The organism is Polymorphobacter sp. PAMC 29334, from assembly GCF_019431245.1.
Classification (GTDB): domain Bacteria; phylum Pseudomonadota; class Alphaproteobacteria; order Sphingomonadales; family Sphingomonadaceae; genus Polymorphobacter_B; species Polymorphobacter_B megasporae.
Genome location: NZ_CP080243.1, coordinates 875,123 through 898,037, shown reverse-complemented (window position 1 = coordinate 898,037; position 22,915 = coordinate 875,123). Strand labels below are relative to the sequence as shown.

At 67.5% G+C, this 22,915-nt stretch carries 22 protein-coding genes; 15 read left to right on the top strand and 7 right to left on the bottom strand.

Annotated features, from left to right (window positions below; translation table 11 throughout):
• Positions 1-45: 45 nt before the first annotated feature.
• Positions 46-657: a TMEM175 family protein gene (locus tag KZX46_RS08090; RefSeq protein WP_219776173.1), complete on the top strand. Its 612-nt coding sequence runs from the start codon at positions 46-48 to the stop codon at positions 655-657.
• 50 nt (positions 658-707) lie between these two features.
• The gene (locus tag KZX46_RS08085) at positions 708-989 is read left to right on the top strand and encodes a hypothetical protein (protein WP_219776172.1); all 282 of its coding nucleotides are present in this window, start codon (positions 708-710) and stop codon (positions 987-989) included.
• Between the two features lie 52 nt (positions 990-1,041).
• Here the strand turns inward: KZX46_RS08085 and KZX46_RS08080 are convergent, their stop codons facing one another.
• Positions 1,042-1,548 (bottom strand): PEP-CTERM sorting domain-containing protein, encoded by a 507-nt coding sequence (locus tag KZX46_RS08080; protein ID WP_219776171.1) that lies wholly within the window; start codon positions 1,546-1,548, stop codon positions 1,042-1,044.
• A 175-nt stretch (positions 1,549-1,723) separates the two neighbouring features.
• Between KZX46_RS08080 and radA the strand changes: the two genes are divergently transcribed.
• The 7 genes from radA to KZX46_RS08045 all read left to right on the top strand — a co-directional run bounded on the left by radA (position 1,724) and on the right by KZX46_RS08045 (position 9,721).
• On the top strand, positions 1,724-3,094 hold the full coding sequence (gene radA, locus KZX46_RS08075) for a DNA repair protein RadA (protein ID WP_216709681.1): 1,371 nt from the start codon (positions 1,724-1,726) through the stop codon (positions 3,092-3,094).
• Between the two features lie 5 nt (positions 3,095-3,099).
• Complete coding sequence (locus KZX46_RS08070; protein ID WP_226896176.1) at positions 3,100-3,822, top strand: CvpA family protein; 723 nt, start codon at positions 3,100-3,102, stop codon at positions 3,820-3,822.
• A complete protein-coding gene (gene cysS / locus KZX46_RS08065) occupies positions 3,819-5,171 on the top strand; it encodes a cysteine--tRNA ligase (RefSeq protein WP_226896175.1) in 1,353 nt (450 codons plus the stop codon). Before KZX46_RS08070 ends, cysS begins: the two co-directional genes overlap by 4 nt.
• Before the next feature lie 231 nt (positions 5,172-5,402).
• Positions 5,403-6,626, top strand: a complete 1,224-nt coding sequence (locus KZX46_RS08060) for an acetyl-CoA acetyltransferase (protein ID WP_219776170.1) — start codon at positions 5,403-5,405, stop codon at positions 6,624-6,626.
• A gap of 80 nt (positions 6,627-6,706) precedes the next feature.
• Positions 6,707-7,138 carry a nuclear transport factor 2 family protein gene (locus tag KZX46_RS08055; RefSeq protein WP_216709684.1) on the top strand — a complete coding sequence of 144 codons (432 nt, stop codon included), beginning with the start codon at positions 6,707-6,709 and terminating at the stop codon, positions 7,136-7,138.
• Positions 7,135-8,916: an AMP-binding protein gene (locus KZX46_RS08050; protein ID WP_226896174.1), complete on the top strand. Its 1,782-nt coding sequence runs from the start codon at positions 7,135-7,137 to the stop codon at positions 8,914-8,916. The genes KZX46_RS08055 and KZX46_RS08050 overlap by 4 nt, the downstream gene beginning before the upstream one ends.
• A 10-nt stretch (positions 8,917-8,926) precedes the next feature.
• Positions 8,927-9,721 carry a DUF1295 domain-containing protein gene (locus KZX46_RS08045; RefSeq protein ID WP_226896173.1) on the top strand — a complete coding sequence of 265 codons (795 nt, stop codon included), beginning with the start codon at positions 8,927-8,929 and terminating at the stop codon, positions 9,719-9,721.
• Between the two features lie 34 nt (positions 9,722-9,755).
• On the opposite strand, the gene KZX46_RS08040 is transcribed toward KZX46_RS08045, so the two are convergent.
• From KZX46_RS08040 to KZX46_RS08025, 4 genes are read right to left on the bottom strand one after another with little or no spacing between them, the layout of a single operon-like run.
• Positions 9,756-10,142 carry a nuclear transport factor 2 family protein gene (locus KZX46_RS08040; protein WP_219776168.1) on the bottom strand — a complete coding sequence of 129 codons (387 nt, stop codon included), beginning with the start codon at positions 10,140-10,142 and terminating at the stop codon, positions 9,756-9,758.
• Positions 10,143-10,162: 20 nt separating this feature from the next.
• Complete coding sequence (locus KZX46_RS08035) at positions 10,163-11,095, bottom strand: nitronate monooxygenase family protein (protein ID WP_219776167.1); 933 nt, start codon at positions 11,093-11,095, stop codon at positions 10,163-10,165.
• Complete coding sequence (locus tag KZX46_RS08030) at positions 11,092-12,237, bottom strand: acyl-CoA thiolase (RefSeq protein WP_219776166.1); 1,146 nt, start codon at positions 12,235-12,237, stop codon at positions 11,092-11,094. Before KZX46_RS08030 ends, KZX46_RS08035 begins: the two co-directional genes overlap by 4 nt.
• Positions 12,234-13,268 (bottom strand): hypothetical protein, encoded by a 1,035-nt coding sequence (locus tag KZX46_RS08025; RefSeq protein WP_219776165.1) that lies wholly within the window; start codon positions 13,266-13,268, stop codon positions 12,234-12,236. Before KZX46_RS08025 ends, KZX46_RS08030 begins: the two co-directional genes overlap by 4 nt.
• 85 nt (positions 13,269-13,353) lie before the next feature.
• On the opposite strand from KZX46_RS08025, the gene KZX46_RS08020 reads away from it, so the two are divergent.
• Entirely contained in the window at positions 13,354-15,030 is a 1,677-nt protein-coding gene (locus KZX46_RS08020; RefSeq protein ID WP_219776164.1) for a class I adenylate-forming enzyme family protein, read from the top strand.
• Here the strand turns inward: KZX46_RS08020 and KZX46_RS08015 are convergent.
• The gene (locus KZX46_RS08015) at positions 15,027-16,484 is read right to left on the bottom strand and encodes a carotenoid oxygenase family protein (RefSeq protein WP_219776163.1); all 1,458 of its coding nucleotides are present in this window, start codon (positions 16,482-16,484) and stop codon (positions 15,027-15,029) included. The two genes, KZX46_RS08020 and KZX46_RS08015, sit on opposite strands and share 4 nt — an antisense overlap.
• Before the next feature lie 108 nt (positions 16,485-16,592).
• Between KZX46_RS08015 and KZX46_RS08010 the strand changes: the two genes are divergently transcribed.
• Genes KZX46_RS08010 through KZX46_RS07990 form a run of 5 tightly spaced genes read left to right on the top strand, consistent with a single transcriptional unit; the run spans position 16,593 to position 20,569 of the window.
• Positions 16,593-17,072 (top strand): limonene-1,2-epoxide hydrolase family protein, encoded by a 480-nt coding sequence (locus KZX46_RS08010; RefSeq protein ID WP_219776162.1) that lies wholly within the window; start codon positions 16,593-16,595, stop codon positions 17,070-17,072.
• Between the two features lie 52 nt (positions 17,073-17,124).
• Positions 17,125-18,078: a helix-turn-helix domain-containing protein gene (locus KZX46_RS08005; RefSeq protein ID WP_219776161.1), complete on the top strand. Its 954-nt coding sequence runs from the start codon at positions 17,125-17,127 to the stop codon at positions 18,076-18,078.
• Between the two features lie 37 nt (positions 18,079-18,115).
• Positions 18,116-19,006, top strand: coding sequence for an SDR family oxidoreductase (locus tag KZX46_RS08000; RefSeq protein WP_219776160.1), 891 nt, complete (start codon positions 18,116-18,118; stop codon positions 19,004-19,006).
• 4 nt (positions 19,007-19,010) lie between these two features.
• A complete protein-coding gene (locus KZX46_RS07995; RefSeq protein ID WP_219776159.1) occupies positions 19,011-19,757 on the top strand; it encodes an SDR family NAD(P)-dependent oxidoreductase in 747 nt (248 codons plus the stop codon).
• Positions 19,754-20,569 (top strand): SDR family NAD(P)-dependent oxidoreductase, encoded by an 816-nt coding sequence (locus tag KZX46_RS07990; RefSeq protein ID WP_219776158.1) that lies wholly within the window; start codon positions 19,754-19,756, stop codon positions 20,567-20,569. Before KZX46_RS07995 ends, KZX46_RS07990 begins: the two co-directional genes overlap by 4 nt.
• Positions 20,570-20,582: 13 nt before the next feature.
• Here the strand turns inward: KZX46_RS07990 and KZX46_RS07985 are convergent, their stop codons facing one another.
• On the bottom strand, positions 20,583-22,913 hold the full coding sequence (locus tag KZX46_RS07985) for a TonB-dependent receptor (RefSeq protein ID WP_219776157.1): 2,331 nt from the start codon (positions 22,911-22,913) through the stop codon (positions 20,583-20,585).
• Positions 22,914-22,915: the final 2 nt, after the last annotated feature.

The window sequence follows — 22,915 nt, the reverse complement described above, 5'->3', positions numbered from 1 at the left end:
TCATTCGGCCGGAACCCCGAATAGTTTCACGGCTCAGGGGGCGACATGACCGACAAGAGCCACGACCGTTTCCAGCTCGAGCGGCTGGCGTTCTTCAGCGACGCGGTGTTCGCGATCGCGATCACGCTGCTGATCATCGAGGTCCATCTGCCGGTGACGACGCCGGAGACCGAGCAGGGCATCGCGCAGGGGCTCGCCGATCTCATCCCGCAATATATCGGCTTCTTCGTCAGCTTCTTCGTCATCGGGCGCTTCTGGATCGGCCATCACCGTGTCTTCGGGCGGCTGCAGAGCGTCGACGACGGGCTGATCTGGCGCAATATGCTGTTCCTGATGACGATCGCGTTCATGCCGTTCCCGACCGCGCTCGTCAGCCATTATGTCAGCACGCGGGTCGCGGTCGGCGTCTATGCTGGGTGGCTGACGTTCGCGGGCGTCCTCAACCTGCTTCTCGAGCGCTATGCGATGAAGGGGCCGCTCGCCGCGCCGGGCGGGCTCGACGACCTGCGTCGCTGGGCGCGTGCGGGCTCCGCCCCCATCATCGTCGGCGTCCTCGCGTTCGGCTTTGCGATGGTCTCGCCGCACCTTGCGCTGATCCCGCTGCTGAGCAGCCCAATCATCACAGCGCTGGTCAACCGCAAACCGAAAGCGGTCTAGGCGCGCGGCGCGAGCGGTGACAGCCACGCGGCGAAGTGCCAAGCAGGGGCATGGATCGCCACCCCAATATCCTTAATGCCGCGACCAACCTGCTCGGCGTGTGCTTCTTCATCCTCACCGGACTGCGGCTGACGCATTCGACGGCAATCACCTATGCCGACGAGGTGGCGTGGGTGGCGGCGCTGTGCCTGCTCTGCAGCACGTTCCTGTCGTACGTCGTGATCCGCAGCGAAAAGCCGAGGCAGTGGATCGAGCGGATTGCCGAAGCGACCTTTTTTGCCGGCATCGGCCTGCTGACAGTGGCGGTCGCGCTCCTCTGGCAGCTCTATTGACCGCGATGCCAGCCTGACCGTCGCCACCGGTCAGCCGCAAGGCGAAGGCGGATCAGGCGCGCGTTAGGCGGCGGTAGCGGAGTGCGACACCGGCAAAGCCCAGCCCGGCGACGAGCATCACCCACGTCGCCGTCTCGGGGACCGTCGCGACCCCCGAGACCAGATAGCGGACGTCGCCGCCGCTCGCGTTGTAGCAGTTCCCCGACCCGCGGCACTCGTACGATGACGTCAGCAGCGCGACGCTGCCGGTCGCCGTCGTGATATCCGACACGAAGCCGAGATGAAGGTCGGCGGTGTAATCGTGCTGGTTCACGTCGAGCCCGAACGCGGTGTTCGACGCCGAGTCGCTGGGGACCGCATAGGTCGCCCCGGTGAACACGCCCTGCGCTTTCGTCGTCAGGTGCGCGGTGTCGAGGAAGCCGTAGACGTTGAACGAGAAGCGTCCGGCCAGCGCGGTGCCATCGCTGAACACGCCATTGATCTTCCACACGCTGGCGTCGGCGGCGGCCGGGAGCACCAAAATCGCGGCAATCGCCAAGCGCTTGAAAAATCGTGTCATGCCCATCCCCATCGCCAATCTTGTGCGCGCCCAAATCCCCGGCACCCAAGTCGTTACGGTTCAATAACCATAATCCATTAAGATTGGCTTGATTACCGACGGCACCCCCGCAAGTAATCCGGTTGCGTGCCGTCGCCCGCGCGCCTATGTTCCCGCTTCGTTCACCGGAGATCGCATGGCCCGCGCCGCCGTTCGCTACGTCTGCCAATCGTGCGGGACAACGAGTCCGCGCTGGGCGGGGCAATGCGGCGACTGCAACGAGTGGAACACGATCCAGCAGGAGGCGGCCCCGGTCGTTACCGCCTTCAGCGCCAAGCACTCGCTGAGCAGCGGCGGTCGCGGCATCGGGCTGACCGGGCTCGACGACGACGTCGCGATCCCGCCGCGCACGTCGACCGGGATCGCCGAACTCGACCGCGCGCTCGGCGGCGGGCTGGTTGCGGGGTCGGCGGTGCTGATCGGTGGCGACCCTGGGATCGGCAAGTCTACGCTATTGTTGCAGGCCGCCGGGCGGATGGCGCTCGACGGCACCCGCGTCGCGTATATCTCGGGGGAGGAGGCCGCCGACCAGGTCCGCCTCCGCGCCCGGAGGCTGGGGCTGGCCAAGGCACCCGTCGCGCTCGCGGCGGCGACGTCGGTGCGCGATATCCTGACGACGCTCGGACAGGGCACGACGCCGGGCCTCGTCGTCATCGATTCGATCCAGACGATGCATTCGGACACGCTCGAAGGCGCGCCCGGCACCGTCAGCCAGGTCCGCGCCGCCGCCCACGAGCTGATCCGCTATGCCAAGACCAGCGGCGCGGCGCTCGTGCTCGTCGGCCACGTCACCAAGGACGGTCAGATTGCCGGCCCGCGCGTCCTCGAACACATGGTTGACACCGTGTTGTATTTCGAAGGCGAGCGCAGCCACCAGTACCGCATTCTCCGCGCCGTCAAGAACCGCTTCGGCGGCACCGACGAGATCGGCGTCTTCGCGATGGGGGCCGACGGGCTCGAGGAGGTCGCCAACCCATCGAGCCTGTTCCTCACCGACCGCGAGCACGCGGTCAGCGGCGCGGTGGTGTTCCCGGCATTGGAGGGCACGCGACCGGTCCTCGTCGAAATCCAGGCGCTCGTCGTCCGCCTGCCGTCAGGGGCGACCCCGCGCCGCGCCGTCGTCGGCTGGGACACCGCGCGGCTGGCGATGATCCTCGCGGTCCTCGAAGCGCGCTGCGGCCTGAGCTTCTCGAATTGCGAGGTCTATTTGAACGTCGCCGGCGGCCTGAGAATCAACGACCCTGCCGCCGACCTCGCCGTCGCCGCCGCGCTCGTCTCGGCGCTGACCGAGACCCCGGTCGGCCACGACACCGTCGCGTTCGGTGAGATCGCGCTGTCGGGTGAAGTCCGCGGGGTGGGCCACGCCGGGCTGCGGCTCAAGGAAGCGGCGAAGCTCGGGTTCGCCGCGGCGCTGGTGCCGGGGAGCACCGATGCGAGCGGCGGCATGCGCACGGCGAAGTTCCGCACGCTCGCCGGGCTGGTCGATCATTTGGGCGTGAAGACCTGACTAAAATGTTGGCCGTCATCCCCGCGAAGGCGGGGATGACGGCATGGGCGGGACCCGCTAACACCCCCTCCATCATGGCCAGCCTAACCGCCCTCGACATCGTCGTCCTCCTGCTCATCCTCCTCGGGGGCCTCGCCGGCCTCGCGCGCGGGTTCGTGACCGAGGTGCTGTCGCTGCTCGCGTGGGTCGCGGCGATCATGGCGGTGCGATTCCTGTATCCGGTCGGCAAGACCGTTGCGCTCCACATCACTGGAACCGATTCTGGCGCGGCCATCCTCGCCTTCGCGTCGATCTTCCTGACGACGTTCATCGTTTTCCGGATGATCGCGGGGGAGCTCGGCGACCGCACGAAATCATCGGTGGTCGGCCCGGTCGACCGCGTCCTCGGCCTCGGCTTTGGCGCGTTCAAGGGGCTGATCGGGGCATCGATCCTGTTCCTGATCGTCCAGTTCGGCTACGACACGATGGAGGACGGCGCGCCGCGCCCGTTGTGGCTGACCGCATCGCGGACCGCGCCGCTGCTCGAAGTGACGTCGAAGGCGATGGTCGATTTTGTCGAGAAGCGCCGCCACCCGGCCCCGGCGGCAACGGTCGACGATCCGGCGAGCAGCGACCGCGCCGGGCACGACCGGCCCAGCCGCGGGCATCCTGCCGCCAAGGGCTATGACAAGGACGATCGCGGCGCGCTCGACCGGCTGCTCGACAGCGGCAGCAAGACCCCGCTGTGAGCAACATCCGCCTCTACGACACGATGCGCCGGGCGAAGGTCGACTTCGAACCTGCCGATCCCGCGCGGGTCACGATGTACGTCTGCGGCCCGACGGTTTACGGGCGCGCGCACATCGGCAACGCGCGGCCTGCAGTAGTGTTCGACGCGCTCCAGCGCTTGCTCCGCCACACCTACGGCGCGAAAAACGTCATCTACGCGCGCAACATCACCGACATCGACGACAAGATCATGGCGGCGGCGGTCACGGAAGGCGTCGACCCCAAGGTCATCACCGACCGCTATGAGGCGCACTACCTTGCCGACATGGGTGCACTCGGCATCCAGCCGCCCGATCTCGCGCCGCACGCGACCGATCATGTCCCGCAGATGGTCGCGATGATCGGCGACCTGATCGCCAAGGGGGCCGCGTATGAAGCCGAGGGCCACGTCCTGTTCGACGTTGCCGCGCCGGGCGATTACGGCAGGCTGTCGCGCCGCCCATTGGACGAGATGATCGCCGGGGCTCGCGTCGAGGTCGCGCCGTACAAGCGCAACCCCGCCGACTTCGTCCTGTGGAAGCCTTCGGCAGACGATCAGCCCGGCTGGGAATCGCCGTGGAGCCGCGGGCGTCCGGGGTGGCACATCGAATGCTCGGCGATGATCGCCGCACATCTCGGGCACACGATCGACATCCACGGCGGCGGACTCGACCTGATCTTCCCCCACCACGAGAACGAACTCGCCCAGTCGAGCTGCGCCCACGACGGTGCGCCGCTGGCGCGGGTATGGATGCACAACGGCTTTCTCAGCATGGGCGACACGAAGATGTCGAAGTCGCTGGGGAATGTGGTCACGGTCGATGCACTATTAGAGCAGGGGTGGAGCGGCGAAGTCCTGCGGCTGGCGCTGCTGAGCGCGCATTACCGGCAGCCGCTGGCGTGGACGGAGGACTTGCTCACGCAGAGCAAGGCGACGCTCGACCGCTGGCAGGGTTTCGTTCGACGCTCGGACGTCGCCGCGACCGAGGTGCCCGAGCGCGTGATTGCCGCGCTGGCCGACGACCTCAACACACCCGCCGTGGTGGCGGCGATCGCGCGCCTGTCGCGCCTCGACGACGTCGGCGGGATGCGCGCGGCGATGGGGCTGATGGGATTGCTCGAGCCGATCCCCGAGCATGCCGAGCAACTTGTTCTGGCGACCTCGGATGCGACGCCGGTCGCCACGACCATCGACGACCTCGTTGCCGCCCGCACCGCTGCGCGCGCCGACAAGAACTTCGCCGAATCCGATCGCATCCGCGACGATCTCGTGGCGCAGGGCATCATTCTCGAAGACGGCCCCGGCGGCACGACGTGGCGGCGCGCCTGACGCTACGTCTCACGGCAATTTCTCCGGCGGATGATATTTCGCTGATACAATGACGCTGAGCCTCGTGAGCGCGGGGACTTATCAACTGTCCCTTGGAGATGGGCCCCTGCTTTTGCGGGATGACCGTTTGCACCCGCGGTCGAGCAACCCGCCCATTCTCCCCGCAACAAAGCGTTTGCGCCTCGCCGCGACACTTGTATAACCGAACCCACTTGGGACAGGACGCGCTAGATGACATATATCCTCGGCGGGTGGCAGAGCGATTTCTCGCAGAACTGGGATCGACGCGGGATCGACATGGCGGGGGCCTTCGCCGAGGCGATCAACGAGGGCATGGCATCGGCAAAGCTCGACCCGGCCGAGATCGACACCGGCCACGTCGGTAACTTCGTCGGCGACCTGTTCGCCGGACAGGGGCTGCTCGGCGGCTTCTTCGGCCTCGTCGACCCCGTGTTCGATGGCCTACCGACCTCACGTCACGAGGCGGCGTGCGCGTCGGGCAGCGTCGCCATGCTTGCCGCCACCGCCGAGATCGAGGCCGGGCGCTACGACCTCGCCTGCGTCGTCGGTCTCGAGCAGATGCGCAACGTGCCAGGCCAGACCGCTGCCGAAAACCTCGGCGCGGCGGCGTGGAACGGCCACGAATTCGGGGACGCCAAGTTCGTCTGGCCGCGCGCCTTTTCCGATCTCGCCGACGAATATGAAAGGCGCTACGGCCTCGACTACGCGCACCTGATGCGGATCGCCGAGATCAATTTCGGCAACGCCAAGCACAACCCGAATTCGCAGACGCGCGCGTGGAAATTCACCCCCGAAAGCTTCACCGCCGACGACGCCGCGAACCCGGTGGTCGAGGGACGGACGCGCAAGATGGATTGCGGGCAGGTCACCGACGGCACGGCGGTCGTCTTCCTCGCCTCGCCGAAGCGTGCCGCCGAATATGCCGCGAAGCGCGGCATCGCGCTCGACAGCCTGCCGCGGATTGCCGGCTGGGGACACCGCTCGGCGCCGATCAGCTATTCGCAGAAGATCCGCAACAGCCGCGACAACGCCTATGTCTTCCCCCAGGTCCGCCGCGCGATCGTCGATGCGCGCGCCCGCGCCGGGATCGACCTCGACGCGATCGACCTGATCGAGACCCACGACTGCTTCACCGCAACCGAATATATGGCGATTGATCATCTCGGCATTACCGCCCCCGGCGAAAGCTGGAAGGCGATCGAGGACGGCACGATCGAGCGCGGCGGCGCGCTGCCGATCAACCCGTCGGGCGGACTAATCGGCACCGGCCACCCGGTCGGCGCGACCGGCATTCGCATGGCGCTCGACGCGTTCAAGCAGGTGACGGGGACCGCCGGGGATTATCAGGTCGAGGGCGCGAAGACCGTCCAGACCCTCAATATCGGCGGTTCGACGACGACGACGGTGAGCTTCATCGTCGACCGCGCGGCATGATCGATCGACGTGAATTTGTCGCGGCGACCGCGGCCGGGCTGCTGCTCGGACCCGCGGCGGCGTCAGCAGGGGAGAAAAAGATGGACACTCGTTTCAAGCAGTTCAGCGCGGTCATCGACGCGTGGAAGCGCAAGGACACCGACTTCATCTTCGCCGCGATGACCGACGACATCGTCTGGCATTACGCTGCCGCGGTCGCCCCGGCGGCGCACGGCAAGGACGAGGCGCGCAAGTTCCTCGCGGCGTTCGGGCCGGGCGTCGGCGCGGTGCGCTGGCGGATCTTCACCCACGCCGAGACCGCTGACCGGCTGTTCGTCGAAGGCGTTGACGAATACGACACGCCCGAGGGCAAGACGATCATCGCGCCGTATTGCGGCGTCATCGAATTTCGCGGCGACAAGATCAGCGGCTGGCGCGACTATGTCGACCGCAGCGTGATCGACGACCAGAAGGCGGGGAAGCCGGTCCCGGTCCAGGTCACCGAACTGGTCAGCCGCCCCGTCGCCCGATGATGGCGACGGCAGCGCTCGCGGCCCCGTTCCGCGAGGCCGAGTTCATGCCGGTCGATCTCGCGGTCGATCGGCGTGCTGACGGCAGTGTCGTCATCCGCTCAAGGATCGAGCTCGGCGCGTATGAGGCGAACATTCCCGCCGCCTTCGCCGCGAGCGCCGCCCGCGCCGGGGACAAGACTGCGCTCGCGTTTCGCGGGGCTGACGGGGAATGGGCGCATACGAGCTATGCCGCGCTCAAGCACGACATCGACGCGGCGACACAATGGCTGCTCGACCATGTCCCGCGCGGCCGGGCGATCATCGTCATTGCAGGCAACACCCTCCCCGCCGCGGTCCTTACCTTCGCCGCCTACGCCGCCGGGGTGATTCATTGCCCGGTCGGACTCGCGTACGGCATGGCGGGCGGAGACCGCGCGCGGCTGCGCCACGTCATCGCCAAGACCGATCCGGCGCTGATCTACACCGACGCCAGTCCCGCACTCGCCGCGTCGATCGCGGCTGTCGGCGGCGACATCCCCGTAATTACGCCCGACCCGGCGCTGTTCGGCAGGAACGCGATCGCCTGGGCCGACGTCGTCGCGACCCTCATAACCCCGGCGGTTCAAGCCGCGCTCGCCGCGGTCGATCCGCAAGCGGTCGCCTCGTACATGCTAACCTCGGGGTCGACCGGCCTGCCGAAGGTCGTGCCGACGACGCAGGACAATATCGCCGCGTGCACGCAGCAGGGTCTGCTCGCGATCGGCAAGGCGGCGGGCTGGGGCGGGACGATGCTCGACTGGCTGCCGTGGCATCATGCGGCGGGGGCGTCGGTCCTGCGCGCGACCCTGCTTGAGGGCGGCACGCTGTACGTCGATGCGGGAAAGCCCGCGCCGGGGCTGTTCGATGCGACGATCCGCAACCTGCGCGAGATTCCGGTCGCGTATTTCAACAACGTCCCGCTCGGCTATGCGATGCTCGTCGACGCGATGGAGACCGACGAGGTCCTCCGCCGCCAGTTCTTCAGCAAGCTGCGGCTGATGCTCTACGGCGGCGCGGGGCTCGCGCAGCACGTCCTCGACCGGCTTCAGGCGATGGCGGTCGCCGAGACCGGGCATCGCATCCACATGACGACCGGCTACGGAATGACCGAGACCGTCACCGGCTGCATGGTCATCCATTTCCCGACCGACAAGGTCGGCATCGGCCTCCCAGCGGCAGGGCTCGAGGTCAAGCTGGTCCCGTACGACGAGCGGTTCGAGGTGCGGCTGCGCGGGCCGAATGTGATGCGCGGCTATCTCGACGATCCGGCCAAGACCGCAGCGGCGTTCGACGATGAAGGGTTCTACCGCACCGGCGACCTTGCGGTATTCCATGACCAAGCGGCACCTGAGGCGGGCCTCGCCTTCGCTGGACGGCTTGCCGAGGAATTCAAGCTGTCGAACGGGACGTGGGTCTATGGCGGGCAGCTCCGCGACGGCCTGCTCAAGGCGCTTGCGGGGCTCGTCGGCGAGGTCGTGCTGGCCGACGATGGCCGCGATTATCTGTCCGTGCTGGCGTGGGGAACGCCGGGTGCGAGCCTCGACATGGTCGTCGAGCGGCTGCGCGGCTTCAATGCCGGGCAGCATGGCGGATCGGCGACGGTGCGCCGGGTGCTGCTGCTCGACACCCCGCCCTCGGTCGACGCCAACGAGATTTCGGACAAGGGCACGATCAACCGCCGCGCCGTCCTCGACAATCGGCAGCCCGCGGTCGCCGCGCTGTACGCCGAGCCGCCGGGACCCGGCGTCGGCGTCATCTAAGGAAATTATGATGACCGCGCTGACCTTGGTGGCGACGAACGCCGCGATCCTCATCCTGTTGTTCCTCCTGCTCTGGGCGATCTGCCTCCAGACGCGCGACGTGACACCGGTCGACAGCGTCTGGGCGCTCGGCATGGTGGCGATGGCGGGGACGACGTTCATCCAGGCCGACGGCGATCCGACGCGCAAGGCGCTGCTGTTCGGCCTGTGCGCTGTGTGGGGGCTGCGCCTCGGCGGATACATGCTGTGGCGGTGGCGCGATCATGGCCCCGACCGCCGTTATCAGGTCATGCTCGGGCGCGCGCAGGAGGCGAAGGGCTGGGGTTTCGCCCGCGCGACGCTTGTCCTCGTCTTCGCGACCCAGGCACCGATGCTGTTCATCGTCTGTCTGCCGGTCCAGCTCGGGCAGGTCGACGGCGGCCCGCCGGTCGGGACGCTTGGGATGATCGGCGCGGGAATGGCGCTGTGCGGGATCGTCTTCGAAAGCATCGGCGACTGGCAGCTGACGCGCTTCCGCAAGAACCCGGCGAACGCGGGACAGGTGATGGACCGCGGCCTGTGGCGCTATACCCGCCACCCCAACTACTTCGGCGATGCGCTAACGTGGTGGGGGCTGTTCGCGATCGCCGCCGAGACTGGCACCGGACTGTGGGCGCTGCCGGGGCCGGTGCTGCTGACGTGGACGCTGATGAAATGGTCGGGCGCACCGACGATCGAGGGGCGGATGAAGCGCAAGAAGCCGGGCTACGACGATTATGTCCGCCGCACCCCGGCGTTCGTCCCATGGTTCCCCAAGGCGGCGTGATGCGGGGACCGCGGCCCCCGCATCGGCGGCCGCGCTACCGTCCGAACGAGCGCAGTGCCTTGCCCTGCGCCGAATCGAGATACTCGTCGAGCCGGGTGATCAGGCCGTCCTCGATCTTGATGACGCAGCACGCATCCATCGACCACGCGGTGCCGTCGGGTAGCGTCGCCTCGAGGACGTGCTGCTGGAGGAAGCCGTCGGCGAGCGCGACGCGGCGGACGACGCGGTAGTTGCGATCGGGCAGCGTCCGGACGAACCAGTCGAGCACCGCCATGTTCTCGTCGACGGTCTGCTCGACGCGGTCGGTGTTGTGCCACAGCTTGGCGCCGGGTGCGTAGCAAGCACGGACCGTGGCGACATCGCCGCGCTGGATCGCGCCGACGAATTTTTCGGCGAAGTCGAGGATTTCCTGTTCGGTCACGGTGCGTCTCCCAAGGTTGTTTATCGAACTGGTGAGTCGGGCCACGCGGCGAGCCGAGTGGCAGCGATGCGGAATTCATTCTCAAGCTGGTCGACGATCGCGGCGACCGGCTCGACCGCGCCAACGGCGCCGATGCCTTGCCCCGCCGCCCACAGGTCGCGCCACTTCTTCGCCGGGTCGCCGCCGTAATCGCGCCGCGCCGGTCCGCCGAGCGCGTTGGGGTCGTAGCCTGCCGCAGCGAGCGACGGCCGCAGCCACGATGCCGCCGTCCCGGTGATCGCGGCGCTGACGACGAGGTCCTCGAGCTCGGAAGCGACGACCATCGCCTTATATCCCGGGACCGCCATGCTCTCGGCGGCAGCGAGGAAGCGGGTGCCCATGTAGACGAGGTCGGCTCCGGCCGCGACCGCGCCGGCGATGCCCGCGCCATCGGCGATCCCGCCGCCGACGCAGATCGGTCCGTCGAAGAAGGCGCGGAGTGCTGACACGAAGGCGAACGGCGACAGCATTCCGGTGTGACCGCCCGCCCCGGCCGAAACGCAAACGAGGCCGTCGGCTCCCGCCGCTGCGGCCTTGCGCCCGAGCGCGACGGTGACGACGTCGGCGAGGACAATGCCGCCATAGGCATGGACCGTCTCGACCGCAGGTCGCGGACTGCCGAGCGCGGTGATGACGATCGGCGGCCGGTATTTCGCGACCATCGCGAGATCGTCGGCGAGGCGGGGGTTGGTCGAATGCGTGACGAGATTGACCGCCCATGGCGCATCGCCGGTACCGAGTTGCGCGGTGATTCGTGCCATCCAGTCGCCGACCTCGGCTGTGGTCCGGCAGTTGGGCGTCGGGAACGCACCGATGACCCCTGCGCGGCACGCGGCGACGACCATCTCCGGCCCCGAGATGAGAAACATCGGGGCGACGACCACCGGCAGCCGCAGACCGGGCCAACGGATCATGCGAGCCGCTCGACGATCATCGCGACCCCGACGCCCTGCGCGCCGGTCGCGACGACGAGGCCGAAGCGCCCGCCGCATTCGTCGAGCGCATCGAGCAGCGTCGACAACAGGATTGCGCCGGTTGCCCCCATCGGGTGGCCCTTGGCAATGTGGCCGCCGCCGACGTTGACCTTCGCCGGGTCGGGACGGCGATCGCGGTGGAACTTGGCGATGGTGACGGCGAACGCCTCCATGAATTCGATGCGGTCGATGTCGGCGAGGTCGAGCCCGGCGCGGGCCAGCGCGAGGTCCATCGCAGCGAAACCGGCGAGCAGCGATGCCCGCGCCTCCCCGCCCGCCTCGGCGAAGGCGACGATGCGCGCGCGCGGGTTGCCGCTCGCGGGGCCGATCAGCGCGAGCCCCGCGCCGTCGGTCATCGGCGGGGCGTGCGCCAGCGTGTGCCGATGGTCGACCGGCGCGTTACCGATGACGCCGCGATAGTCGGCGGCGATCCCGGCGAACGCCGCCGGCATGCCTGCGAGCTTGGCTGCGGTTGTCGCGCGAACTGCTTCATCGCAGTCGAGCCCGCCAACCGCGATCCGCGACGCGAGCAGCGCCGGGCGATCCTCGGCGGCAGCGGCGCGCGTTTGCGACTCGAGCGTCACCGCGTCCATCGCCGCGCGGTCGATGCCCTCGGCCTCGGCGAGCATGTCGGCGGCGAGTGCGACGGGGATGTAGCGCAGCGGCGGGGCGAAGTCGGTCGCGCTATAATAGTCGGCGGCGTCGGCCTTGAACGCGACGCGCGACAGCATCTCGACCCCGCCGGCGAGGGCGAACTGGGTCGTGCCGGCGTCCACCGCCGCGGCGGCATGGCCGATCGCCGACAGGCCCGAGGCGCAGAAATTGTTGAGGCTGTGCGCCGCCGTCGCCGGGTCGAGCCCGGCGGCGAGCTTGGCGACCATCGCGATGTGCCCGCCCTGCGCCGCGACCTGGCCGACGCAGCCGAGCACGAGCAGCCGCGCCGCGCGCGGATCGCGGCCGCGCGCATCGAGCGCATCGACGAGGTGGGCGACAAGACCGTGCGGGGTTTGCGCCGCGAGTCCACCGTCGGGCCGCGCCCGGCCGCGCGGCGTGCGGACCGCGTCGTGGATATACGCGGTCATGCGCGCCACGCCGTCGGCTGGTATGCGAACAGCCCGGGGGGTGCCGCGACAACGTCGGGAATCGCGCGAATCGCCACCGCCATCGTCGCGTCGGTCAGCGCGCGCGACGGCGGGCGCGTCGGATCGGCCTCGGCGATATCGAGTGTTATCGCGATGTTCGGGCGCCCGGCGATGTCGATCGTCCAGTGCCCGGGAACGAGCCCCTCGTGGAGCGCGCGGTCGGCGGTCCACAGGATAGCGAGGACGAATTCGACCCCGTTCGCCATGATCGCGGTCCAGCGCCACTCGGTTGCCGCGACCCGGCCCTTCGCGATCGTCCCGGCGGCGATGACGATATCGCGGGGCGCGAGCGTTAGCCGGTGGTCGGGGACGATCCGCGCGACCGTCGTTGCCATCGCCGCCGCCGCAAAATGGAGCACCTCGCCGAACAAGGTCGAATACAGGTCGCCGAGCGGTCCGTCGCGGATGTCTCCCGCCGCCGGGTCGGAGCCGAGCCCCATCAGGTCGAAGACGAACGCGGGCGACGCCATCGCGCTCGCCTCGACGGTCTCGCGGACGATGATCCGGTCGAGGTCGACGCACATCGCCGTCGCCGCGAGCGCGATCCGCTCGACGATCATTCCCGGATTGACCCCGACCCCGGCGAGCGTGACGCCACCGCGGATCGCCGCGTCGCGCAACCGGTCGGCGTACGCCGGACCATGCGCGTCGGGCCAATGGAAGCCAGCGGTCGAAACGATGTTCTTGCCGCTTTCGAGCAACGCGACGACGTCGTCGACGAGCGCGTCGTACGGCAAGGTGATCCGCGGGGTGTGGACGACGACGGTCGCGTCGGTCGCAAGGATCGCGGCGCGGTCGGCGGTGGCGAAGACCCCGGTCGGCGGGCGCTTCACCAGCGTTCCTGCATCGACCCCGGCCTTCGCGGGATTGTAGGCATAGACCCCGCGCAGATCGAGCCCGGGATGGTCGAGGATGCGCCGCAGTGACGTCCGCCCCATCGCTCCGGTCGCCCATTGAACGACGCCGATCATGCTCGCTTCCACCCCATGAATGGGGTCTAACCGACTTGTTCGGGCGTGTCAGTTACTTTATGCAAGTGACCCTGGGGAGTAGCCGATGTTTCTGACACCGCCCGAACGGGTCGCCGATTACAGTGCGCGGGGTTGGTGGCAGGGGATCACCGTCGACGCCCTTTTCCAGCGCACCGCCACTGTCGACGGCGATGCGGTGGCGCTGGTCGACCCGCCGAACCGGACCGCGCTCGACGGCAAAATGCCCGAGCGGCTGACGTGGAGCGCGGTTGTCGAGCGCGTCGAGCGGACGGCGGCGGCGTTTCTCGCGCTCGGACTTGTCAAGGACGACATCATCGCGGTCCAGTTGCCGAACACGGTCGACGCGGTCGTCGTCCTGCTCGCCAGCGCGCGGCTCGGGCTGATGGTCACGCCCGTCGTGATGCAATATCGCGAACACGAGCTTGCCTACATCCTCGCCCAGACCACCCCGCGCGCTTTCATTACCGTAACGACCTTCGCCGGATACGATCATGTGGGGCTGGCGGCGCGGCTGGCGGCCGACGTTCTGGACATGCGCGTCGTCACCGACATCGGCGCACTCGCGGCGGCCGCCGATCATGCAACGGTCGCGCCATACGTCGCAGATCATCCGACCGATGCGGCCGAAGTCCTGACGATCTGCTGGACCTCGGGAACCGAGTCGCGGCCGAAGGGCGTGCCCCGCGACCATAATCACTGGCTGCTCAATGCGCGCGTCGTCGCCGAAGCGACCGGAATGGTCGCGGGCGACGTCCTCCTCAACCCATTCCCGCTGGTCAACATCGGCTCGATCGGCGGGCTGGTGCTGCCGTGGCTGCTGCTCGGCGGGCGTCTGGTGCTGCACCACCCGTTCGACCTCGGCATCTTCCTCGGCCAGATCGCGAGCGAGGGCGTGACCTACACGATCGCGCCGCCGGCGGTGCTGACCGCGCTGCTGAATCAACCGGGACTGATAACCGGCGGGGCGATCGCCTCGCTGCGCGCGATCGGGTCGGGGTCGGCGCCGCTGTCGCCATGGCTGATCGACGGCTGGCTAACCCGCCACAATATCCAGATCTGCAATATCTTCGGCTCGAACGAGGGCGCGTCGCTGTTTTCGAGCCACGTCGACGTGCCCGACACGACTGAACGCGCGCGTTATTTTCCGCGCTACGGGGCCGAGGGCGTCGAGTGGCCGGGGCTGACGCCGAGCGTGATGCGGACGCGGCTCGCCGATCCGGTGACGGGCGCAACGATCACGACTCCCGGGCTGCCTGGGGAGCTGAGGATCGGCGGCGGCAATGTCTTCGGCGGCTATTGGCGCGCGCCCGAGCTGACCGCAGCGGCGTTCGACGAGCACGGTGACTTCCGCACCGGCGACCTGTTCGAGATCGCCGGCGACGGAGCGCTTGCGCGGTTCTACCGCTTCGTCGGGCGGTCGAAGGAGATCATCGTCCGTGGCGGCGTCAATATATCGCCCGCAGAACTCGACGACCTGCTCGTCGGCATGCCGCTGCTCGCCGAAGCCGCGACGGTCGGCATCCCCGACGACCGGCTCGGCGAGCGCGTCGCGGTGGCGGTCGTGCCGAAGGGCAGCGAAACCCCGACCCTCGCCGACGTCGTCGCGTGGATGGCGCGCGCGCACGATGTCGCGGTGTTTAAGCGCCCTGAGCGCATCTTTGTCGTCGACCGGCTGCCGCGCAACGCGATGAACAAGGTCGTCCGGAGCGACTTGCGCTCGCTCGTCCTCGCCAGGCTCTAGGCTTGGCGGAGGACCCGGCGGTCGGCCCAATGCGCGTGGGTGCCGCTTGAAATCTTGTGCGGCAGCGCGATCCGGCAGACCGGACCGGCAGCGAAGTCCTTGCAATCGATCAGGATGCACTCCGACGTGCCGCGATTCTCGTCGATGATGAAGCTGACGAGATAACCGTCGTCCTCGTCGATCGCACCGACGCGCGGGGCGAACGGTGCCTCGCTCGCGTAGCGACCCTCGTCGAGCTGCAACACCGTCGACTCGCCGGTCAGCATGTCGTGCTTGACGAAGCCGTTGAACAAGAACCAGCCGGGCTTGGTCGTCGTGCTGTACGCATAGCGGTACTTATGCCCGGCGTACGCCTGGTTGATCGTGCCGAATTCGAGCAGGCGCTCGTCGAGGCGCTCCTCGCGGGTAGACCCGTCGGTGAGATTGAAGCGCCAGCGATGGAGCGTCGGCTTGAAGCTATGCTCGTCGACGTGCGCCATCAGGTGGCCATAGCCGTCGTCGTTCGCGACCGGGCCGGGGGTCGGATTCTCCTGGAAATAGCCGTCGACGATGACCTCGTCCCCCTCCTCGTAGGCGTTGAGGAAATGGAGGACATAGGTCGGCGCGGCTTCGAACCAGCGGACCTCGCCGCCGTGACGCGGGACCAGCGCGAAGCGTGCCGGAATGTCGCGATGGAAACGAACCGCATGGACATCGCGCTTGAGCAATTCGGCATCCCAGAACACCGGCAGGTCGTTGAGGATCGACCAATGTTCGGAAAAGATCATGTCGTGCGGCAGCCGCGGCCCGGGCAGCGGCACCGGCTGGTACGTCGTCAGCTGGCCCTGCGCATCGACGACACCGTAATGCATGTACGGCGCGTGCTTCGAGTAGTTGAAGAACATCAGTTCGCCGGTGTGGTCGTCGACCTTGGGGTGCGCCGAGATGCCGTCGAGCGGGACCCACGGTGCAAGGCCCGACTGGTCGAGCGTCTCGGGATCGAGGACATAGCCCTCGCCGCACTGGTAGAAGGTCGAGATCGCCTTGCCGGCGTGGACGATGATGTCGGTGCTCGACGAATCCTTGAGGCGGCCGTGCGCGCCGAAGCCCGGGCGGAGCGAGACGCCGGTCCCGTCCATCAGCCCGCCCCACAGCGACCCGCCGGCGTCCTGCTCGGCGGCGAAGCACCGCGTCCGCACCCAGCGATTGCGGTATGTTGCCGAGCCGTTGCTGAAGTCGATCGCGTGGATCATCCCGTCGCCGTCGAACGGATGATAGCGGCCGAGCGGCTGGTGGAGCTGGTTCTCCGTATTGCGCAGATAGATGCCGTCGATGTCGGTCGGGATCGCTCCCGAAATGACGTCGAGGTCGACTGCGGTGACCTCCTCGTGCTGCGGCGTCCACGCGCCGTTCAAATATGGATGGTTGCTCGGCCGGAGCGACGCCACGACGGGCGGGAGGCGTTCGATCTGCATGTGAACAGGCGTAATTCAACCGGTTCGATTGTGCAAGTTAGTCTTGACGGCGCGTCACCGAGTCGCTCATAGGTTCTTTCATAAACATACCTATGGGGGGATAGATCGATGTTACGTTCGTTGCTGATTGCACTTGCGCTCGTGCTCCCCGCCGCCTCTCTCGCCGCGAAGGAGCCCATGATGCACAGCGACCCGAAGACTGTCGTCCAGACGATGATCGATGCGTGGGATCACCGCGACTGGAAGAAGGTGACCGACCTGTTCACCGACGACGGCGTCCTCCATTCGATGATGCTCGAACCTATCGTCGGCAAGGAAGCGATCGGCAAGCGGATCGACCTGCTCGGTGCCGGGACCGAGTCGATTACCCTCAACATTCATAACATCGCGGTCACCGGCAACACGGTCTTCATCGAGCGGACCGACGAGTTCGTCTTCAATGGCCATGCCGGCAAGGTTCCGGTCGTCGGCGTCCTCGAAGTCGAGGGCGACAAGATCAAGGCGTGGCGCGAATATTACGACCGCGCCGAACTCGTCGCGGCGATGGGGCTCGAGAAAGATTTCCACCCGGCGCCGACGACGCACTGAGGGTTACGCGTCTCGACGCGTCGCCCTGCCATAGGCTATGGTCGCTGCGACAATGCAAGCGACCAACCTCATCCGCACCTGCTCGATCTGGCGCGCGCTCGAGACCGTCGGCGACACACCATCGCTGCTGATCATCGAGGCGAGCTGGCTCGGCGCTCGGCGTTTCGACGATTTCTGGCGGATGACCGGGCTGCTCAAGGCGCTGCTCAGCGATCGGCTCAAGCGGCTGATCGAGGCGGGCATCTTCACCAAGACGCCGTATTCGACGAGCCCGCCGCGCTTCGACTACACCCTGACCGCCAAGGGTCACGACCTGTATCCGACCGCGCTGATGCTGCTGCGCTGGGAAAGCCTGTGGCGGTCCGATACCGACAAGATCCGCGTCGAGCTGACCCACAGCAAATGCGGCGCGGTGTTCCAGCCGGTGCCGAGCTGCAAGCATTGCCATGCCGAGGTCGTCGCCCCCGATGTCGACTGGATCGAAGGCCCCGGCGTCGGCTGGATGGCGCCGATCTACAGCCGCCGCCGCCAGCAGCGCGCGAGCAGCGGCGTCGCGACATCGCTGCTCGAGGATGCCGCGCAATTGATGGGCGACCGCTGGGCGAGCCTGATCATGCGGTCGATCTTCACCGGTATCCGCCGCTTCGACGAAATTCGCCGCGACACCGCGATCGCCACCAACATCCTCGCCGAACGACTCGCGTGGCTGACCAGCGCGGGGATCATCCGCCAGCATCAATACGCCGCCGGCCCGGCGCGGTCGGAATATCGCGTCACCCGCAAGGGCGTCGATTATTATCCGGCGCTGCTGCTCCTGCTCCAGTGGGGCGACAAATATTATTGCTCGCCCGAGGGTCCCCCGGTGCGGCTGACCCACAAGCCGTGCGGCCATGAGCTTGGCACCGTCGTCACCTGCTCCGCATGTCACGAGCCGGTCGTCGCGCACGACGTGACCTTCACCGTGACGAGGCGAGCGGCAGACATCGCGGTCGAAGCGACGGTTTAGACTTTCACTACCATACCGACAGGTTTAGGGTCGCGGCATGGCGGCATCTTCCAGCACCGATTTCAACGGCGATACCGGACGGGTGGTCGTCGTCACCGGTGCTGGGAAGGGCCTCGGTGCGGCCTTCGCGCGAGGGTGGGCGGCACGCGGCGCGCGGGTTGTCGTCAACAACCGTCATCACGGCAATGGCGCATCATCTGCGGAGACGCTTGCCACGGCGTTGCGTGCCGATGGCGGCGACGCGGTCGCCGATCTCCACGCTGTCGATGCACCGGGGGCGGCGGTGGTGATCGTCGCGGCCGCGCTCGCGGCGTTCGGGCGGATCGACGCGCTAATCCTCAATGCGGGAATCACCGGCCCGGCCGCAAAGATCCCTGCCCTGCCAGCCGACGCGCTGGCGGAGGTCATGGCGATCAACTTTTTCGCCAATACCGCGCTAATCGACGCCGCGCTCCCGCATATCGCGGCGTCGCCATCGGGGCGCATCCTGTTCGTCTCGTCGACCGGCGGCCTGTATGGGGTCCGCGGGCGGTCGGCGTATGCCGCATCGAAGGGCGCGATCACCGCCTATGCGCTCAGTCTCGCGCACGAGCAGCGTCGCGCCGGGATCGGAGTCAATGTCCTGTGCCCGTACGCCGCAACGGCGATGACCGCGGCACCCGGGGTCACCGTCGATCCGCGCCTCGCCCCTGATAAAGCCGCCGCCGCAGCCGTTTGGCTCACGAGCAGCGCCTGCACAGCGACCGGCGAAATCTGGGTGACCGGCGGCAATCTCGTTCGCCGTGCCCTGGCCATCGAGGGCGCGATGGCCGACGCCGCGACCCCCGAAGCCCTCGCCGCCGCACCGCCACCCCCGCCCGCCCCGGGCTTCGACGGCGGCGAGGCGGCCTTCACCGATTTCTACTCCCACCTGACCAAGGAAGCCTGATCCCATGAACATCGACGGCTGTACTGCGATCGTCACCGGCGGCAACCGCGGTATCGGCGAGGGCTTCGTCGACGAGCTGCTCGCGCAGAACGCGCGCCGCGTCTATGTCGCCGCGCGCTCGCTCGCTGACGCACAGGCGGCGGCGGCGCGCGACCCGCGGCTGGTCGCGATCGAGCTCGACGTCACCGACGATGCCGCGGTCGCAGCGGCTGCGGCGGCGTGCCCCGACGTCGACCTGCTAATCAACAACGCCGGCGCATTCGGCATGACGACCCTGCTCAGCGCACCCGACATGACCGCGATGCGCGCCGAGATTGCGACCAACTATCTCGGGATGGTCGCGATGGTCCGGGCGTTCGCGCCGATCCTCAAGGCGAACGGCGGCGGCGCGGTGGTCAACGTGCTGTCGGCGGGCGGCATCGTCGCCGTGCCGAACATGGGCGGCTACAGCCCGTCGAAGTTCGCCGCGCGCGCCGCGTCGGATTGCCTGCGCGCCGAACTCGCGCCGCAGGGCACGCATGTCGCCGCGCTGATCGTCGGCTCGGTCGACACAAGGATGGCGGCGCATGTCACCTGGGTCGAAAAGACCAGCCCGCGCGACATCGGCAAGGCCGGGCTGCTCGCCGCGCGCCACAATATTCCCGAGCACGATACCGACGTGCATGCGGTCTCGGTCCGCGCCCATCTCGCGCGCGATCCGTCGGGGCTCGCCAAGGCGATGGCCAAGTCGCTCAATCCGGCCGCGCGATGACCGCGATCCTCCACGGCCGGACGATCCTCGTCACCGGCGCCGCGGGCGATATCGGCGCCGCCGCCGCGCGCCACTTCGCCGCCGAGGGCGCGCGCGTCGTCGTCACCGACCGCCGCGCCGACGAGCTAAGCGCGGTCGCGGCGATGATCGGCGGCGACGTGCTCGCCCACGCGTGCGACCAGACAGACCCCGATGCAGTCGCGGCGATGTTCGCGGCAATCGCCAATTGGGGATGCCTCGACGGCGCGTTCGTCAACGCCGGGTTCGGCCGCTACGGTGCGCTCGTCGAGATGGACTATGCCCAGTGGCGGCGGCACGTCGACGTCAATTTGAACGGCGGGTTCCTGATCGCGACGGGCGCGGCGCGGGCGATGATCGCGGGCGGCAGCGGTGGCGCGATCGTGATCAATGCCTCGACCGCGGCGAACCATGTCTGCGACTTGCTCGGTGCCTATGCCGCGTCGAAGGCGGGGCTGGCGATGCTCGCGCGATCGCTTGCGTCCGAACTTGGCGTCCACCGCATTCGGGTCAACACGGTGTTGCCGGGTGTGATCGAAACGTCGATGACGCGGTCGCTGCTCGAAGACGCGGCGACCCGCGCCGATGTCCTGGCGGAAACCCCAGCAGGGCGGCTCGGCGCGCCCGGTGACGTCGCCGCGCTCGCCGCGTTCCTGCTGAGCGATGCCGCCGGCTACATCACCGGGGCCGAGATCCTCGTCGACGGCGGCCAGACGATCCACGGCTACCCGCGCTGGTTCCGCAGCGACTACGCCACCCCCGGATCACCGTGGGTGGCGCAGGCCAAGCCGTAGCGCGCTGCCCCCCCTAGAAGCCTGCGCTCAGCTCGATTCCGTACGTCCGCGGCGGGGCGTAGGTCGAGACCTGGTCACCGAAGAACGCGATGATGTTCGTCCGATACAGCTTGTCGGCGATGTTCCGGCCATAGACCGAGACCGTCCAGTCACGGTGGGGCAGCTTGAGCGACACCCTCGCATCGATCAGGCCGTACGGATTTTCCCAATTAAAATTGTCGGGAGCCCAGTACATCTTGCCCTGGTAGCGGTACGTCACCCGCCCCGACAGCGCCCGGTCCCAGCTGCCGAGCGAGGTCGTAGCCTCGACGCCGAGCGAAGCCTGCCACGTCGGCGTCCGCTGGAGGAAGTGCCCGGTGTTGTTGACGCCGTTGGTGTCGACGAATTGGTCGTAGCGCGAGTCGAGCACGTCGCCGGTGCCGAAGATCCGGAACCACGACACCGGTGCGACCTGGATTTCACCTTCGATGCCCTTGATCGTCGCCGACGAGGCGTTGTTGATGATGTTGCACAGGCACGACGCGCTGGTCTGCTGGACCTGCAAGTTCTTGTATTTCTCATAGAAGAACGCGGCGTTGACGCGGACGCGATGCTGCCAGAATTCAGTCTTGAACCCGGCTTCGTAGTTGGTCACGGTTTCGGGGTCGTACGGGGTTCGCGCGGCGAAGGCATTCGGCGCGTCGTTCTGGAAGCCACCGCCCTTGAAGCCGGTCGAGATCGTCGCATACGCGAGGATGCCGTCGGCCGGGGTCCACGTCAGCGTCGCCTGCGGCGTCGTCCGCTGCCAATGCTTGCCGTACGGCGTGGTGAAGCCCGGGTTTGCGGTCAGCGGGGTCAGCGGCGTCGGGTCGGTCGGCACGAAGCGGTCGCCGGTCGCGATGACGGTACCGGTCTGGGTACCGTCCTTCTTGTCGTACGTGTAGCGAACCCCCGCCTCAAGCTTGAGCCGCGGCGTGATCTTGAACCCGACCTGCGCGAAACCGGCGATGTCCTGGTTGAGCGCGGCGTCGTCCCAATGTGATTCACCCGACAGCGAGGCGAGCGCGAACGGCGGGCGTCCACCCGGCTGGAACGGCGTCTCGCCCCAGAAGCGCGCGAAGACGTGAACCTTGTTGTGGAGGTAATAGGCCCCGACGATCCAGTCGAAGCGGCTGTCGGCATAGTTCGACGTCAGGCGGAGTTCCTGCGAAAACTGGTGGTCGTCCTCGATGAAGTTGACCGGCTCGGCGAACAGCAATGTGGTGATGACGTTGTACGGATTCGTCGGCCCGAGGCCGGTCTGATCGTAGAGCGTATACGCGCGGCCATCGCGAAAGCCGCTGATGCTCGTCAGGCGGATGTCTTCGGCGACATCCTTTTCGAGGCGGAGGATATAGCTCGCATTCTTGTGCCGGACATATTGCGGGCTCGGCGAGGCATCGCCGGCGAAGGTCGGCCAGTCGGGCAGGCTCTGGCGGACCGATAGTCCGCCCGGACGCAGCGCGGCGATCAGTGCACGCCCGGTCGACCACGGCCGGACACCCGTCAGAACCGGGTCGGGGACGCCGACGCGGTTGATGCCGTCGCTGGTGTCCTTCGAATAGTCGACGATGAGCGACGCGGTGAAGTCAGAGTCCTTCGGCTTGTACAACAGCTGACCGCGGAACTGGACCGAATCGAGGTTTTCGAGGTCGACATTATGAATGACGTCGCGGGCATAGCCCGAGTGGTTGATCGTCTGGAACGAGAAGCGCGCGGCGAGCGTGTCGGTGATTGCGCCGGTTGCATAACCGCTGGTCTGCTTCAGATCGTAATTACCGTACGCCAGCGAAATCCGCGCCGATGTATCGAACGATGCGGGCGCCGACAGAATATTGATCGCGCCGCCGGCGACATTCTTGCCGAGCAGCACGCCCTGCGGCCCGCGCAGGACTTCGATCCGCGCGAGGTCATAGAACGACGTGTTGAGATTGCCCGAACGGCTGACATAGACATCGTCGACGAAGGTTGAAACCGATTGATCGGCAGTCGGCGAGCTCAAGCGCGTATTGACGACACCGCGAATATTGATCTCGTTCGACTGCGGCGAATTCGAGGTAAATGAAATGCCTGTAATGCTGCTGGCAAGATCGGCTAGGGACAAGATTTTTTGCTTCTCGATATTTGCGCCTGAAAGGGCGGTAATCGACAATGCAGCCTTCTGGACATTCTCTTCGCGCTTTTGCGCGGTCACAACGATCGTTTCGAGTGCTTCACTTTCGGGTACGGCGGCTGGACCTGCGGTCGCTACCTGCGCGGCCAACGGTGACGAGGCAAGCGCCGCTGCACCGATAGCGAGCATCGAGACCGTATAAAGTAACCGCATTT

Excerpts from the sequence above, each read along its gene's own strand:
- KZX46_RS08035 (WP_219776167.1), bottom strand. The coding sequence starts at position 11,095 with ATGATCCGTTGGCCCGGTCTGCGGCTGCCGGTGGTCGTCGCCCCGATG.
- KZX46_RS08025 (WP_219776165.1), bottom strand. The coding sequence starts at position 13,268 with ATGATCGGCGTCGTTCAATGGGCGACCGGAGCGATGGGGCGGACGTCA.
- KZX46_RS08045 (WP_226896173.1), top strand. The coding sequence starts at position 8,927 with ATGACCGCGCTGACCTTGGTGGCGACGAACGCCGCGATCCTCATCCTG.
- KZX46_RS08050 (WP_226896174.1), top strand. The coding sequence starts at position 7,135 with ATGATGGCGACGGCAGCGCTCGCGGCCCCGTTCCGCGAGGCCGAGTTC.
- radA (WP_216709681.1), top strand. The coding sequence starts at position 1,724 with ATGGCCCGCGCCGCCGTTCGCTACGTCTGCCAATCGTGCGGGACAACG.
- KZX46_RS08060 (WP_219776170.1), top strand. The coding sequence starts at position 5,403 with ATGACATATATCCTCGGCGGGTGGCAGAGCGATTTCTCGCAGAACTGG.
- KZX46_RS08030 (WP_219776166.1), bottom strand. The coding sequence starts at position 12,237 with ATGACCGCGTATATCCACGACGCGGTCCGCACGCCGCGCGGCCGGGCG.
- KZX46_RS08085 (WP_219776172.1), top strand. The coding sequence starts at position 708 with ATGGATCGCCACCCCAATATCCTTAATGCCGCGACCAACCTGCTCGGC.
- KZX46_RS08080 (WP_219776171.1), bottom strand. The coding sequence starts at position 1,548 with ATGACACGATTTTTCAAGCGCTTGGCGATTGCCGCGATTTTGGTGCTC.
- KZX46_RS08090 (WP_219776173.1), top strand. The coding sequence starts at position 46 with ATGACCGACAAGAGCCACGACCGTTTCCAGCTCGAGCGGCTGGCGTTC.
- KZX46_RS08015 (WP_219776163.1), bottom strand. The coding sequence starts at position 16,484 with ATGCAGATCGAACGCCTCCCGCCCGTCGTGGCGTCGCTCCGGCCGAGC.
- KZX46_RS08005 (WP_219776161.1), top strand. The coding sequence starts at position 17,125 with ATGCAAGCGACCAACCTCATCCGCACCTGCTCGATCTGGCGCGCGCTC.
- KZX46_RS08055 (WP_216709684.1), top strand. The coding sequence starts at position 6,707 with ATGGACACTCGTTTCAAGCAGTTCAGCGCGGTCATCGACGCGTGGAAG.
- KZX46_RS07985 (WP_219776157.1), bottom strand. The coding sequence starts at position 22,913 with ATGCGGTTACTTTATACGGTCTCGATGCTCGCTATCGGTGCAGCGGCG.
- KZX46_RS08020 (WP_219776164.1), top strand. The coding sequence starts at position 13,354 with ATGTTTCTGACACCGCCCGAACGGGTCGCCGATTACAGTGCGCGGGGT.
- KZX46_RS08000 (WP_219776160.1), top strand. The coding sequence starts at position 18,116 with ATGGCGGCATCTTCCAGCACCGATTTCAACGGCGATACCGGACGGGTG.
- KZX46_RS08070 (WP_226896176.1), top strand. The coding sequence starts at position 3,100 with ATGTTGGCCGTCATCCCCGCGAAGGCGGGGATGACGGCATGGGCGGGA.
- KZX46_RS07990 (WP_219776158.1), top strand. The coding sequence starts at position 19,754 with ATGACCGCGATCCTCCACGGCCGGACGATCCTCGTCACCGGCGCCGCG.
- KZX46_RS08010 (WP_219776162.1), top strand. The coding sequence starts at position 16,593 with ATGTTACGTTCGTTGCTGATTGCACTTGCGCTCGTGCTCCCCGCCGCC.
- KZX46_RS07995 (WP_219776159.1), top strand. The coding sequence starts at position 19,011 with ATGAACATCGACGGCTGTACTGCGATCGTCACCGGCGGCAACCGCGGT.